Origin of the sequence: Leptospira brenneri, assembly GCF_002812125.1 — a bacterium.
Classification (GTDB): Bacteria; Spirochaetota; Leptospiria; order Leptospirales; family Leptospiraceae; genus Leptospira_A; species Leptospira_A brenneri.
In genome coordinates, this window is sequence record NZ_NPDQ01000008.1 from 12,028 (window position 1) to 25,019 (window position 12,992).

A 12,992-nucleotide genomic window follows, 5' to 3' on the forward strand; every position below is an offset into this window, starting at 1 on the left:
TACGAATGAAAGAACCAAAAGAAGTAGACGGAATCTTCCAAGCCGACAACCCCATGCCGACATGGTGGAAACTCGTTTGGCTGATCAGTATCATCGTTTCTATCGGTTACGTTGCATATTTTCACTGGTATTCTGAATGGCCACAAGAGGTTGCATTTGAAAAGGAAGTTGCTGAACACGAAGCACAATTCCCAGCCAAACAAGCAGTTGTTGTGAATTCAGAAGATGGATCAAACCCATACCGCGATGATGCAGTTGCTATCAAAGAAGGTGAAAGCACTTACAAACAAATTTGTTCTGCTTGCCATGGACCTACTGCCGAAGGTGCTGTGGGACCAAGCTTAGTAGACAAAGATTGGCTCCATGGAAACACTGATAAAGAAGTGTTTAACAATATCATGAAAGGTATTGGACCTGAAAGACAAAAACTCAACCGAGGGGGAATGCCTGCTTGGGAAGGGTTAGGTGCTGAAAAAGTTTATGCTGTAATGGCATGGATTGCAACTAAAAACGATAGTTTGGTAAAGGCTAAGTAAAGATGATCATTTCAAGACCACAAACAGGGAAGGTAAGAACACGAAGAAACTTTGTTATGAGTTTTCTCGTAGGTTTATTTTTAATCGCCCCATGGGTGGTGTTACCAGAAGGTAGCCCTCTCATTCGATTAGATATCCCACGCAGGGTATTTCACTTGTTTGGTGGTCTTTTTATCCCACAAGAAGGACTGATCTTATGGTTTTTCCTTCTAACAATGGGACTCTCACTTTTCTTTTTCACCTCCGTCATTGGCCGTGTTTGGTGCGGATGGGGGTGTCCTCAAACAATCTACACCGATCTTTTCGATAGAATTGGTCGGTTTGTTTTGGATTCAAAATACGGAAAAAAAGATGCCTCTATTGTAGGTAAATATACCGTTTATTTTCTCTGGATCGTTGTATCATTTATCGCTTCTTTTCATTGGATTGCTTATTTCGTAAGTCCTTACGAAATGGTAGCTGATTATCTAAGTCTGGCTGCATTTTCTCAAAGTTATTTTTATTTTACATTATTTTTTACAGGGGCGATGTTCCTTGATATCGGATTCATCAGAGAACAATTCTGTCGTTATGCTTGCCCTTATGCAAGATTCCAAACCCTCCTTATGGACGAACATTCTTGGAATGTGACTTATGATTTCAAACGAGGAGAACCTCGCAGGGATGGAAAAACAAAGATCGGAGATTGTATCGCCTGCAATATGTGTGTGGTGGTCTGCCCTACCGGAATTGATATCCGAGATGGTTTGCAAGTCGGTTGTGTGGCTTGCGGGAAATGTGTGGATGCTTGCACATCCATCATGGCAAGAGAAAACAAAAAAACATTAATCGGATACTTCTCACTCAAACAAATTGAAACTGGCGCCAAAATCAAATGGATTCGTCCAAGAACTGTCATCTATGCAATTCTTTTAACAGTAGTGATCACTGGAGCCACAATCCAACTTATCACAAGAAGTCCGATGTCTATGATTGCGGCCTCCAATAAATCTATGCCACCAATCTTGATTCCAGATAATAAAATTAGGGCTTTCGTAGCTTTACGCATTCAAAACATTGCACCGATTGAAAAAGAATTCCAACTTTCTGCTTTTGATACAAGACATGGAAAAGAAATTCTAGTTCGTTCTGGTGAAGAAAATAACCAATTTAAATTAGGATCAGGCGAAATTAAAAGTATTTCAGTAGTTTTAGAAACACAAACTCTCTCAGAACAAGAATTGAATGAAGGATATCTACCTGGATCAATTGTATTAAACAATGCAAGTGATCCAGATGAACGGTTGGAGAAAAAACTCTCCTTAACATTACCAAGGAGGTAATGATGTTTAAAGAATTACACCCAAGTTTACGCTCTGCCATGTATGTGGTAGTGTTCAGTTTTACTGCTCTTGTAGCTGCGACCTTTTACACAATCCGTCTCACTTACAAAAGTTTTGAACCAGTGATGGACAAGAACTACTACGAAATTGGTTTGAATTATGAGAAAGCCATTGAAAATCAAAAAGAACTTTTGAAACAAGGTTACCACATCAAATCGAATTGGGACAGTATGAACATTCTTCCCTTAGGAAAGTCGGAAATCACAGTCCAACTGGAAAAAGAAGGAACGATAGCCAAAGCCAACTCAATGATTGTGTTTTTAGAAAGAAATGCGACAACAAAGAATACAGCTCGTTATGAATTAAAGCCGACAGGAAATGGGTTTAGTGGAGACATCACTCTTTTAGAAAAAGGAACTTGGAACTTACGACTTATCTCAGAGATTAACGGAAAATCTTTTGAAAGAGAAGGAAAGATCTCTGTTCAATGAACAAAACCATTTCAGAAATCACAAAAACTGAATGTGACCATTGTGGAAATCCGATCCGATTGGTTCGGATTGAAGCAAAGGTCGGCAACGACACAAAAACATTCTGTTGTGAGGGTTGTGAAACTGTTTATTCCATCATCAATTCACTCGGCGGAAGTTATTATTATAACTTAAAAGGAAATACAAAACTTGACCCGGTTCGCATCGAAGACTCAGACGCGGACATTGAAAACGAACTAGTTTATGAAAAATTTGTCCGTAAATCGGGAGACCACGAAGAAGTTTCTGTACAAATTACAAATATCCATTGTTCCGCTTGTGTTTGGATCAATGAAAAAGTTTTAAACGAAGAAGACGGAATCATCTCCGCACAAATCAATTTTGCATCGGGCCGTGCTCGAATAAAATTCGATCGTTCCAAAATCAAAATCTCAAAGATATTATCTCTCATTCGTACCATTGGTTATAAACCGGTACTTTTTTCTCCCACAGAAGGCACTCTTGAAAAAACAAAACAACTGAAGACCCTACTCCTTCGTATCGGTGTAGCAGGTTTTTGTTTTGGAAATATTATGATCTTAAGTGTGGCTTTGTATTCTGGATATTTTTCTGGAATTGATTTGGATATCAAACGCCTTTTTCACTATGCTTCTTGGGTATTCGCTACTCCCGCTTATTTATACTCAGGGTATCCTTTTATGTCTGGGTTCTTAACGAGCATTAGGCGAAAGACACTATCCATGGATTTTCTATTATTTTTAGGAATTTCAATGGCTTATTTTTACTCTGTCTATGTAACACTCACAGACATAGGTGAAGTGTATTTTGATTCTGTAGCGATGATTTACTTCTTTATTTTGATTGGGAAGTACTTCGAAGAAAAAGCCAGAGTTTTTGCTTCTGATAAACTAGAGTCGATCCTTTGTAAACTTCCAGAGACTTCTGTTCGTGTGAAAGATTCAGGTGAAGATACAATCCCAAGTTCTGATATCAAAATTGGTGACACCATCCGTGTGGCACCAGGAAAACGAATCCCAGTCGATGCAGTTCTCATTTCCGAACAAACCTATGTGGATGAATCCTTCCTTACGGGGGAATCCTTACCCATCCGCAAGAAAAAAGGAGACTCCATCCTTGCTGGTTCTTTGGCTATGGACAATCCAGCACTCATCCTTGCAGGGTCTGATTACCATGCATCGACATTATCTTCTCTGAAACTTAGATTAGAAGAAGCCTTACACCTCAAACCAAAATTACAGATCTTAACGGAACGGATTGCTTCTTATTTTATCTCTGTTGTCTTTGGACTTGCCTTTCTTTGTTTTTTTGTCTGGTATTATGTTTCCGGTGGGAACCTGGAACAAAGTCTTGTAACTACCATATCAGTACTCATCGTGGCTTGCCCTTGTGCGCTCGGGATTTCTGTTCCCACAGCTCTAGTTACCAACCATATTCTCAATGCAGATAAGGGTGTTCTCCTAAAAAATCCTTCTGTTGTGGAATCTTTATCAAAAGCAAACACAATCTTTTTAGACAAAACAGGAACACTTACAGAGGGAAAATTTCTGGTACGACAAGTTTCGGTGGCGGATGACCACCTACCACTTGTTTACCGAATTGAAAAAGAAGTCAACCACCCCTTGGCGAAGTCTCTCGTTAAATATTTAGAACCGTTTAGTTCCGTCAAAGAAAGAGCAAATCAGATCCAATTGTTAAACTTGGAGAATGTACCTGGGCGTGGCGTTAAGGCAGAATTAGAAATTGATTCGAATCAACTTTCAGTTCTGATAGGAAACAAATCATTATTAGAAGCCGAGAATGTTTCTTTGGGAAGTTTTCCTGAAGGGGAAGGCTCTTTAATACTACTAGCTGTCGGTGGAACTTATTTAGGAAGTTTTTTACTCGCAGATGAAATACGACCCGGTGCCAGATCGTTTGTTTCCCTACTCAAACACTTTGTTCCTAATATTTCCATTCTTTCTGGAGATCGTTATCCCGCAGTGAAGTACATTGCAGATTCTCTTGGAATCGAAAAATACTCTTCCGATCTTTCACCAGAAGACAAACGAAGCCTAATAAGTTCAGCGCAAAGTAAAGGCAACGTTGTCATTATGGTAGGAGATGGAATCAACGATAGTTTGTCACTCGCGCAGGCAAATGTTTCGATTTCTCATACAGAAGCAGAAGACCTTTCTTTAGAGAAATCAGATGTAGTTTTAACCTCCGGAAATTTGAATGGACTCGTCCATTCTTTACTCTCTGCAAAAAAAACCAGAGAGGTGATATTACAAAACATCATCATTTCCTTCTGTTACAATTCCATCATGTTGCCACTTGCCATGTTTGGACTGATGTTACCTGTGATTTGTGCCGTGTTTATGGCATGTTCCAGCTTGACAGTCCTTCTCAATTCTCTTTCCATTAGATTTAGGATCCCCAAATGGAAGCCCTCTACTTAACAATACCAATGGCGATGTGTATCGCCGCCTTCTTTTTATATGTCTTTATCACTGCCTTTAAAAAAGGTCAGTTTGAAGACATTGAATCTCCAAAATATAGAATGTTCTTCGAAGAAGAATATCCTGAAAACAACCAAACCAAATCAAATTCAACAGATGGACCAACTAGCAAATCTTAGTTTTTTTGGGTCTATTCTTTTTTATGGTTTTATCAGTAGTTTTCATTGCCTTGTTATGTGTGGTCCTTTTGTTTCTCTTTTACAGACAGAGGCAGGAAAACACATCCCCATTTATCTTTACCACTTAGGAAGGTTGATCTCTTATACCTTTCTCGGTATGATACTTGGTTTTCTTGGCAAAGGAGCCAACGCCCTGGGAGAATTAAATGCTGTGCAAGGAGTGGCTGGGGTATTCACTTTTTTATTCTTAATCGTATTTGCCATTCGAACTTATTCTACCAAATCAACATCCTCATTTGGCTCCTTACCACAAGGGATTCGAAAATTCTTAGAGAAGATACGTTCTCGGTTTAGTAAAAACGGTCTTGGGTTTGGAATTGGAATGGTGAGTGCCCTACTCCCTTGCGGCGTTTTGTATCCGGCCTACGCAGCATCCTTTGCCACAGGTACACTTCTCAATGGAGGTCTTGTGATGTTTTTCTTTTATTTGGGAACTGTTCCAGCTCTGACTGGGCTTGGGATGATCATTGGGAAGTGGAGGCACCATATCCAACCGAAATGGATCCCTGCCTTTGGAACCATAGTGATTTTGACTTCTCTTGGATTTTTACTCTACCGGTTATTCTTTCATTCGCATGGAGAGTCCTGCGACCATTTGTTATAAACTAAAAAGTTAATCTCGAAATCTTTACAAAATCAAAGTAATGTTAAAACTATCTTCCTCGAAAGTATTTCTCTTTGAAATGACTGACTAAGTCCTGGTTGATTTTGCTTTCACCTTGATTTCCAATGACAGCAATGAGTCTTTTAGCTAAGTTTCGATCATGATTGATCAACCATCTTCTGAACTCTGCATTTAGATCAGATTCTCCAACAAGAATGACTTCGTTTGGAGATTGTAAACTTTTCGAGATGTCTTCAAAATCCCAAACAGCTGTTTCTTCTGGTTTTTCCCAAATCCTTGATCTCATCTGATCTGATTCAAACTTAATCATTTCAATTCGTTTATTGTTAAGATAAAGGATGCAGGCGTTCATACTTTCACTTTCCATACATTTACTATGACGGAAATTGAAACGTAAATCACTCCCTTTTTAGAGAAATTCTCGTTTACTTGTTCTTGACATTTATCATTGATAAATGTCAATCCATACTCAAACTCACAATGGATTCTGAACTAAGCTCTTCAACCAAGTAATTAATGTTAGTTGTCAATTCGCTTGGTTCAACAACAAATTGGTTTAAAAAAAGTAGAGAAAAAACGAAAGCCGTTGCTACAACACTAACATAAACTCTTCGTTTTGTCTTTTCTATGCGAACTCTTGTTTTGGTAGAACGAACCAATCGTGATTCAAAATCAGAGTCATTCAAAAGTTGCTCCCATTTTTTAGGATTCTTGGAATTCATTTCTTCCTCCTGGTATATGTTTACGGATCCACTCTTTTGTCCGGAACAAACGAGATTTCACTGTTCCTTGCCTAATCTCTAACTCTTTTGCAATTTCATCCATCGTTTTTCCAGCCAAATACAAACGAAGAGTCTCACGGTAGACCTCTGGGATTCTTCCAAGCATGGACTCAACCCATTCTTCCTTTTCCCAGGAAGACTCTTCCCTAACACCCGAAAGTTGCACTTTGTTTTTTACTAAATACCGTTTTGCTTTCTCTTCTTCTCGTAATCGTTTTTCATTCATTCGAAGCGATTCGTTTCGAGCAATGGTATAAATCCAAGTGGATATCTTTGACCTTCCATCAAATCCACCCTTTTCCAAAGACTTAAAGGCTCGAAAGTAAACTTCCTGAACCACATCTTCCGTTGCATCATCGAAACGGTCGATGAGGGTATCACCGACCGTTTTCAAAACCAAATACTTGGTTTCTTTGACTACTGATTCGAAGTCAAACTCAGGCATTGTTTACTCTTCCGGTGGTTGGTGGCGACTTGCGAAACGTTCCACTAGATCAGCAAATTTTTCCCTTTGTTCTGGTTTTAACACCGCATGGAATTCTACAAGTTTGGATTGGAAAAACTTACGCATCTCTTGGTGACGTGTTTCTCTTTCCACACTCATTTTATCCAATAACTTAGTATCGATTTTTTCTGCACGAATTTGAGTCGCCATTTCTTTGGCCCAGGATTCGTGTTTCGGTTTGGATTCCTTGTGTTTGGCAATGAGTTCTGCTTTGATGGTTTCCAATTTAGCTTTTTGGGCATCATCTAGATCAAGTTTGGATGTGAGTTTTGAAGCCACCCATTCAATGCGTTTTTCGAAATCTTTATGTCCTCGGCAATTTCCAAAAGCAAATGCCATCACCGATACGAGACCGACGGTTGTTGTAATTTTTAAAACTTGTTTGAGAGAGATCATAAAACCTTCCTTGTTTGTTTGGTGAATATGACCTAAAAGAAGTGGAGAGAGTTCCCTACCCTTAAAAAAAGAGGTAGGGATTAGAAAAAAATTAGAAAGTAGGGAACGGATCTCCCGTGATATAACCATCTGTTTTTAAGTCTTGGCAAGATATGATATTGGTCACCAAAGATCCAAGGAGAAATCCTTTAAACCCTTGGATATCTGTCACACACTGGTCTACATCAGATTTGATGTAGTATTTATCAGATTCGATTTTAGCAATATCTGCAGCAACCAAACTATAGAGGGATACTATCGGTCTCCCCACTAAAACAACCGAATTCACTAAATCAGTTTTAATAGCAGCGTCGGTAATTCTAGAAGCAGCCTCCGAACCTTTTTCACGATCGAGTGTTGCACCTACTGGATTTAAAACCAGACAGTTGGTTAGCGAAAACGCTAAAGCAACAAAAAGTAATTTTTTTAACATAAATGTTTCCTTGGATAATGGTTTCACCAAATCTAAACCATCCTTATTTGTGTTTCAAGAAAAAACTAGTTTTATATCTTAATTTAACAAAGGTCAATCGCCCACAATGAAAGTCGTTAGATACCAGTTGTTTTTCTTTTTTTCAAAAAAAGCCCTGTAGTCGAGAGGACTACGTAAGAATCGGTCGCAAACATATCCAGGTTTCCCTTGCGGAGTACAAATCTTTTTCCAGTTACAGTTACTTTCTTTTTCAAGGCGCCGCCCATCCAAATCATCCGCTTCAGCTCTAACGATTTGGTAACTTAGTTGTGTGATGGACTTTGAGTCTTTGGATGCGTCCTCTCTTACATTTACATTTTTACCAATGATCAGATAATGAGTGAAAGGATCGTAATCGTTAGGGAAGGTTTCGAAAAAATAAGGGGCTACCATCTGCCCTTCTTTGTTCTGACGAAATCCTAATTTGACAACCTCATCCATAAGTTCCCAAAAGTTAGATGAAGATGGCTTATCTGTTAGTTGGAATGATTTTAAAAAATCTTTTTTACCTTCACCTCCACCAATCGAAAAGTAAATGTCTTTATCGATGATTTCTTCTAAGGCTTTTCGATCTTTTGTTTTTAGAATTTTTTGAAACTTGGTTTTGAATTCATGAAAACTTTTGTCTTTCGTCGAATGATCGATAGGTGTTAGTGTTTTGGGAGCAAACGGATCACAAGGCAATAGAACAGATGGGAGGAGGAAAAAAATAAGAACTATCTTGTATTTTAGCATAAAACTTGCCAAAATACTACTTGGAATGCTTTAAGAATCAATTCTTTTTCGAAACATTAACTGCTATTGTGCATTGTTTTGTGATCCCCAAATTCTCTCGAATTTCTTCTAAGGAAAGTTTTTTCCGTTTGAGTTCACAGACTTTTAAAAAGAGTTCGGTATATTCTTTGTCCAATTTTTCGCCTTCCTCGTCTTCTTCAGTCAAAACGAGTTTGGCAATGTCAACACAAGACCTTTCTGATTCCGGTAATAATTGGAAAATGGTTTTTACCGTTTCTTCTTTTTGTTTACAAGAAGCTCCACTCGGTTGTTTTTCTTTCCCTTGGATGGAGAAAGAAAAGAGGACTAAAATTAGGGTAAGGGAGAGAATTCGGAATTTGGCCATCAGCAACATAAATCTTCTTTCCTTTTGAATTTGGTCGAGTATCTTTCATCCTATCCAAGAGAAATTATAAACTTATGAACCAAACAACTCGCAAAGAACACGACCTTTTAGGAGAAAGAGACCTACCCGCAGATGTCTATTGGGGGATCCATACTCTCCGAGCTTTGGAAAACTACCCCATTACAGGAAAAACCATTGGAACTTATCCTGACCTAGTGCGGGCACTTGCCTATATCAAAAGAGCTTCCGCCAAAGCCAATTTACAACTGCAGTTATTGTCCAAAGAAAAAACAAAAATGATCACCGATGCTTGCGATCGGATCCTTGCCGGAGAATTCCATTCCGAGTTCGTTGTAGATGTGATTCAAGGCGGGGCCGGAACCTCTACTAATATGAATGCCAATGAGGTAATCACAAATATCGCTTTAGAGTTGTCCGGGCATTTGAAAGGCGACTATATCCACCTACATCCGTTAAATGATGTAAATATGTCTCAAAGTACAAATGATGTGTATCCCTCTTCTCTCAAAGTAGCTGCTGTATTTGCCATCAAAGGGTTACTTTCTGCGATGGAAGACTTACAGATCTCCTTTCGTAAAAAATCAGAAGAGTTTAAAGACATATTGAAAATTGGAAGAACCCAATTACAAGATGCAGTCCCAATGACCTTAGGCCAAGAATTTTCGACCTATGATGTTATGTTAGGTGAAGACATCAGCCGACTCAAAGAAGCCACTTCACTCATTGGAGAAATCAATTTAGGTGCCACTGCCATTGGAACAGGAATCAATACCGACATTCGGTATTCACAAATTGTAACGGATATTTTAGCAAACGATACAGGTCTTAGTCTTATCGCTGCACCAAACTTAATCGAGGCAACACAAGACACAGGTGCCTTTGTTCAGTTATCGGGAGTTCTCAAAAGAATTGCGACCAAACTCTCAAAGGTTTGTAATGACTTACGCCTTCTTTCAAGCGGACCCCAAGGTGGATTCAATGAAATCAATCTTCCTGCCAAAGCAGCTGGTTCGTCCATTATGCCAGGGAAAGTGAATCCCATCATTCCGGAAGTAGTCAACCAAATCGCGTACGAAGTAATCGGAAATGATATGACCATCACGATGGCCTCTGAAGCAGGGCAACTCCAATTAAATGCCTTTGAACCCATCATTGCCCATAGTCTTTTTAAAAGTATTGAACACCTAACGGCCGGATGCAAAACTCTACAAACCAATTGTATTGAAGGAATTACAGCCAATAGAGAACTCTTGGAATCTCGGGTCAAAACATCGGCGGGTCTTGCTACGGCTCTAAATCCTTATATCGGGTATGAAAATGCGACCCTTGTTGCCAAAAAGGCTCTCCATGAGAATAGGTCCGTTGAATCCATCGTATTGGAATTAGGTTTGTTAGAAGAAAAAAAGCTAAAGGAGATTCTGAGTCCAGAAATTCTCACTTCGCCTCATACACTTTAAATTTAGATTATTTCTTGATTTCTTTTAATTTTTAGAGAAAATACGCTCGGATCTATTCGCAAATTATGAAACAATTAAGTATGGTCTACCTAGTTGAAGATGACATGATCACAACATTTCTCATCAAAACTTTGATGGAGAAATTTTCTTTTGCGGATGAAATCCAAGGTTTCCAAAACGGGGCAGATGCTTGGAATGCGCTTATGGATGGAACAGCCGATCCAGAGATGTTGTTTCTAGATCTCAATATGCCCATTATGAACGGTTGGGAATTTTTAGGTATGATTAGCAAACATCCAAAATATTCCAAACTTCCCATTTATATCCTTACCTCTTCGATCGATCCAACAGACAAGGCCCGTTCCGCAGAATTTAAAAATGTAAAAGGTTACCTAGTCAAACCTCTATCCTTAAGAGATTTACAATCCATCAACCCAAGTTTGGGCTAATGAGACATATTTTTTTCTTTAGTTTTTCCTATCTCCGTCGATGATGATAGTGTGAGACTTTCTGATATCCCCTCTGTATCCTCGGTTTTGAATCGAATGGAATCCTTATCCAAACTTTCAGAAAATCCCAAGTCTCTTGTATCTTTTCCTGATGTTTTGGAAAGAGAATGGAACCGGTCTAGGTCCCAAGAGAACCTTCCCGCAAATACTTCAAATCTAAAAACAGACGAAATCAGCCTACCCTTCCCCGAATTTGTGCAAAAACAGAACTTACAACCAAACCAAACGCAGAAACCGGCAGATATTTTGGATACAATTGAATCCATTGCCAAATCACAAGGGATGGATCCTAACTTAGTTAAGGCGATGGTCAAAGCAGAATCAGGTTTTAAAACTAAGGCAGTCTCTCCCAAAGGTGCTATGGGCCTTATGCAACTAATGCCAGAAACCGCAGAATCCTTAGGTGTGGCCGACCCTTTTAATCCCGAAGAGAACATTGAAGGTGGGGTGAAGTTTTTAAAAGGCCTGATGAAAGAATTCAAAGACCCGGAAAAAGCCATTGCTGCGTACAATGCAGGGCCTGGAGCTGTAAAACGTTACAAAGGCATTCCTCCTTACGAAGAAACACAAAAATACGTAAACAAAGTCAAAAGGTTTTATAAAGACTTTAGTTCGTAAAAGTTTGAGAATCTAATAAAAACTTAAGTATCCGAATTTCTTTTGTAAACCTGCAGTATATACATCAAACGGACGTTTGACGGCAGTATCAGACCAAGCTTCATCTACTTTTTTAACAATAAAACTTAAATTCTTTTCATTTCTCATTCTTTCTGCTGTAGCTCTTTGAATGAGAACATCATCCTCGCTGATGGATACGATGGCCAAAGCTCGCGAATTTCTTCTAAAAAGCCCTGATTTCTGAACCAATTGGATATCTTGGTTCCAAATCCCATCTACATATAAAAAAGACTTATCTGAAGTTGTTTCTTCTCGCATGTATTTTGTTTTTGTTCCAGTCTGGAAATAAAATGCAAAAGAAAATTCTTTCGGCAAGTAAATAGGATCTGATTTTAGAATCAGAGCTTGTCCAAAAGCTTTGGTCAAATTTTTGGATTGTAATTCCCAAGGTTCTTTCTCTGAGGCACTTAGGTTTTTGAAAATAAAATAAATGGAAACAGTGATGGATAAAACAACCACCACAGAGGCAGTGATGGTATTTAGTTCTTTTTCTGTTTTTAATAAAACATGTCCAATCCCAAGCACAACTAATGGAAGTAAGATGAGGAGTGCAGAAGTGTACCAAGTTTTAAATAAAAATCCAATCGAGTTTGGACCAAAAAAATCGGCATAAGAAAAGTAAATGAGTGAAAGGATAAAAAAACTAAGGTATCCGAGTAAAAACAAAAAAGGTACATTTTTCTTTTTATAAAACACTGATGTTTTTTGTGCGGCCTTACGTGACCCACGAATCCCCGTGAAAATCACAAAGAATGTAAAACCCAAATAGAACATAATGAAGCTAGATAAAAATGCCAGAATGGTAAAGGTCGGAAAAATGAGAAGATCCGTCATTTTTTCCAAACGGAAGGTCAGAAACACTAAAAGTAAAAACACAAGACAAAGTGTTTCCGTAAAATACGAAGTGGGAAATCCATAAGAAAAAGGTAAAAACGCAGCCAGGTAAACCAAAAGATAATGATTCCTTTTCCACTCTTCCGATCTGAGAAGTAACATAAACAAATGTAGAAAAAGACTATAAAAAAGTCCGGCTAACACTAGGAAGGAAGGAATATAATTCATCCCAAAGAGTTTTTTCCAGGCCACAACAAACCAAATAGCAAGAGGCTCTCGAGACGAAACAAGCCCCCCCTCTTCCGTAACTGACTTAATATTTGCTAAAAACTCCCATTCTGTTTCTGTTGTGGGAAAAGGTCGGAAATAAGAGAACAAAGCAAAACCCAAACTTAAGAGTAAGATGCTAAAAACGAAAGGAAGTGGTGAAAAAGGTTTTGGGTCTCGCATCTTGGAAAAGGCTCAAATTGCCTAGTCCTGTATAAATTTTTAGGTGAAAATATTCCA

General features: G+C 38.7%; 17 protein-coding genes. 9 read left to right on the top strand and 8 right to left on the bottom strand.

Annotated elements, in window-relative coordinates:
* Positions 1-5: 5 nt before the first annotated feature.
* Genes CH361_RS15980 through CH361_RS16005 form a run of 6 tightly spaced genes read left to right on the top strand, consistent with a single transcriptional unit; the run spans position 6 to position 5,651 of the window.
* Positions 6-536, top strand: coding sequence for a c-type cytochrome (locus CH361_RS15980; RefSeq protein ID WP_100791827.1), 531 nt, complete (start codon positions 6-8; stop codon positions 534-536).
* 2 nt (positions 537-538) lie between these two features.
* Entirely contained in the window at positions 539-1,858 is a 1,320-nt protein-coding gene (gene ccoG / locus CH361_RS15985; RefSeq protein ID WP_100791828.1) for a cytochrome c oxidase accessory protein CcoG, read from the top strand.
* Positions 1,858-2,349 (top strand): FixH family protein, encoded by a 492-nt coding sequence (locus CH361_RS15990; protein WP_244279926.1) that lies wholly within the window; start codon positions 1,858-1,860, stop codon positions 2,347-2,349. Before ccoG ends, CH361_RS15990 begins: the two co-directional genes overlap by 1 nt.
* Positions 2,346-4,808 carry a heavy metal translocating P-type ATPase gene (locus CH361_RS15995; protein WP_100791829.1) on the top strand — a complete coding sequence of 821 codons (2,463 nt, stop codon included), beginning with the start codon at positions 2,346-2,348 and terminating at the stop codon, positions 4,806-4,808. The genes CH361_RS15990 and CH361_RS15995 overlap by 4 nt, the downstream gene beginning before the upstream one ends.
* Positions 4,790-4,987, top strand: coding sequence for a cbb3-type cytochrome oxidase assembly protein (locus CH361_RS16000; protein WP_100791830.1), 198 nt, complete (start codon positions 4,790-4,792; stop codon positions 4,985-4,987). Before CH361_RS15995 ends, CH361_RS16000 begins: the two co-directional genes overlap by 19 nt.
* Positions 4,965-5,651 (top strand): sulfite exporter TauE/SafE family protein, encoded by a 687-nt coding sequence (locus CH361_RS16005; RefSeq protein WP_100791831.1) that lies wholly within the window; start codon positions 4,965-4,967, stop codon positions 5,649-5,651. Before CH361_RS16000 ends, CH361_RS16005 begins: the two co-directional genes overlap by 23 nt.
* A gap of 49 nt (positions 5,652-5,700) precedes the next feature.
* Here the strand turns inward: CH361_RS16005 and CH361_RS16010 are convergent, their stop codons facing one another.
* From CH361_RS16010 to CH361_RS16040, 7 genes are all read right to left on the bottom strand, one after another.
* Entirely contained in the window at positions 5,701-5,982 is a 282-nt protein-coding gene (locus CH361_RS16010) for a hypothetical protein (RefSeq protein WP_100791991.1), read from the bottom strand.
* Between the two features lie 148 nt (positions 5,983-6,130).
* Complete coding sequence (locus CH361_RS16015) at positions 6,131-6,394, bottom strand: hypothetical protein (protein ID WP_100791832.1); 264 nt, start codon at positions 6,392-6,394, stop codon at positions 6,131-6,133.
* Positions 6,375-6,899, bottom strand: coding sequence for an RNA polymerase sigma factor (locus CH361_RS16020; protein ID WP_100791833.1), 525 nt, complete (start codon positions 6,897-6,899; stop codon positions 6,375-6,377). The genes CH361_RS16015 and CH361_RS16020 overlap by 20 nt, the downstream gene beginning before the upstream one ends.
* A 3-nt stretch (positions 6,900-6,902) precedes the next feature.
* Complete coding sequence (locus tag CH361_RS16025) at positions 6,903-7,355, bottom strand: Spy/CpxP family protein refolding chaperone (RefSeq protein WP_100791834.1); 453 nt, start codon at positions 7,353-7,355, stop codon at positions 6,903-6,905.
* A 91-nt stretch (positions 7,356-7,446) separates the two neighbouring features.
* Complete coding sequence (locus CH361_RS16030) at positions 7,447-7,827, bottom strand: TIGR04452 family lipoprotein (RefSeq protein ID WP_100791835.1); 381 nt, start codon at positions 7,825-7,827, stop codon at positions 7,447-7,449.
* Positions 7,828-7,920: 93 nt separating this feature from the next.
* Positions 7,921-8,601: an SH3 domain-containing protein gene (locus CH361_RS16035; protein WP_100791836.1), complete on the bottom strand. Its 681-nt coding sequence runs from the start codon at positions 8,599-8,601 to the stop codon at positions 7,921-7,923.
* Positions 8,602-8,638: 37 nt separating this feature from the next.
* On the bottom strand, positions 8,639-8,986 hold the full coding sequence (locus CH361_RS16040) for a hypothetical protein (protein ID WP_244279927.1): 348 nt from the start codon (positions 8,984-8,986) through the stop codon (positions 8,639-8,641).
* Between the two features lie 74 nt (positions 8,987-9,060).
* Here CH361_RS16040 and CH361_RS16045 point away from each other — a divergent pair, with 74 nt between their 5' ends.
* The 3 genes from CH361_RS16045 (at position 9,061) to CH361_RS16055 (ending at position 11,591) form a co-directional block, all read left to right on the top strand.
* The gene (locus CH361_RS16045) at positions 9,061-10,464 is read left to right on the top strand and encodes an aspartate ammonia-lyase (protein ID WP_100791838.1); all 1,404 of its coding nucleotides are present in this window, start codon (positions 9,061-9,063) and stop codon (positions 10,462-10,464) included.
* 65 nt (positions 10,465-10,529) lie between these two features.
* Positions 10,530-10,913, top strand: a complete 384-nt coding sequence (locus CH361_RS16050) for a response regulator (RefSeq protein WP_100791839.1) — start codon at positions 10,530-10,532, stop codon at positions 10,911-10,913.
* Positions 10,914-10,964: 51 nt separating this feature from the next.
* Positions 10,965-11,591: a lytic transglycosylase domain-containing protein gene (locus tag CH361_RS16055; protein WP_100791840.1), complete on the top strand. Its 627-nt coding sequence runs from the start codon at positions 10,965-10,967 to the stop codon at positions 11,589-11,591.
* A 12-nt stretch (positions 11,592-11,603) separates the two neighbouring features.
* On the opposite strand, the gene CH361_RS16060 is transcribed toward CH361_RS16055, so the two are convergent.
* Positions 11,604-12,935, bottom strand: a complete 1,332-nt coding sequence (locus CH361_RS16060; RefSeq protein ID WP_100791841.1) for a hypothetical protein — start codon at positions 12,933-12,935, stop codon at positions 11,604-11,606.
* Positions 12,936-12,992: the final 57 nt, after the last annotated feature.

Excerpts from the sequence above, each read along its gene's own strand:
- CH361_RS16015 (WP_100791832.1), bottom strand. The coding sequence starts at position 6,394 with ATGAATTCCAAGAATCCTAAAAAATGGGAGCAACTTTTGAATGACTCT.
- CH361_RS15980 (WP_100791827.1), top strand. The coding sequence starts at position 6 with ATGAAAGAACCAAAAGAAGTAGACGGAATCTTCCAAGCCGACAACCCC.
- CH361_RS16025 (WP_100791834.1), bottom strand. The coding sequence starts at position 7,355 with ATGATCTCTCTCAAACAAGTTTTAAAAATTACAACAACCGTCGGTCTC.
- CH361_RS16000 (WP_100791830.1), top strand. The coding sequence starts at position 4,790 with ATGGAAGCCCTCTACTTAACAATACCAATGGCGATGTGTATCGCCGCC.
- CH361_RS16020 (WP_100791833.1), bottom strand. The coding sequence starts at position 6,899 with ATGCCTGAGTTTGACTTCGAATCAGTAGTCAAAGAAACCAAGTATTTG.
- CH361_RS16030 (WP_100791835.1), bottom strand. The coding sequence starts at position 7,827 with ATGTTAAAAAAATTACTTTTTGTTGCTTTAGCGTTTTCGCTAACCAAC.
- CH361_RS16050 (WP_100791839.1), top strand. The coding sequence starts at position 10,530 with ATGAAACAATTAAGTATGGTCTACCTAGTTGAAGATGACATGATCACA.
- CH361_RS16005 (WP_100791831.1), top strand. The coding sequence starts at position 4,965 with ATGGACCAACTAGCAAATCTTAGTTTTTTTGGGTCTATTCTTTTTTAT.
- CH361_RS16045 (WP_100791838.1), top strand. The coding sequence starts at position 9,061 with ATGAACCAAACAACTCGCAAAGAACACGACCTTTTAGGAGAAAGAGAC.
- CH361_RS15990 (WP_244279926.1), top strand. The coding sequence starts at position 1,858 with ATGATGTTTAAAGAATTACACCCAAGTTTACGCTCTGCCATGTATGTG.
- CH361_RS16010 (WP_100791991.1), bottom strand. The coding sequence starts at position 5,982 with ATGATTAAGTTTGAATCAGATCAGATGAGATCAAGGATTTGGGAAAAA.
- CH361_RS16035 (WP_100791836.1), bottom strand. The coding sequence starts at position 8,601 with ATGCTAAAATACAAGATAGTTCTTATTTTTTTCCTCCTCCCATCTGTT.
- ccoG (WP_100791828.1), top strand. The coding sequence starts at position 539 with ATGATCATTTCAAGACCACAAACAGGGAAGGTAAGAACACGAAGAAAC.
- CH361_RS16060 (WP_100791841.1), bottom strand. The coding sequence starts at position 12,935 with ATGCGAGACCCAAAACCTTTTTCACCACTTCCTTTCGTTTTTAGCATC.
- CH361_RS16040 (WP_244279927.1), bottom strand. The coding sequence starts at position 8,986 with ATGGCCAAATTCCGAATTCTCTCCCTTACCCTAATTTTAGTCCTCTTT.
- CH361_RS15995 (WP_100791829.1), top strand. The coding sequence starts at position 2,346 with ATGAACAAAACCATTTCAGAAATCACAAAAACTGAATGTGACCATTGT.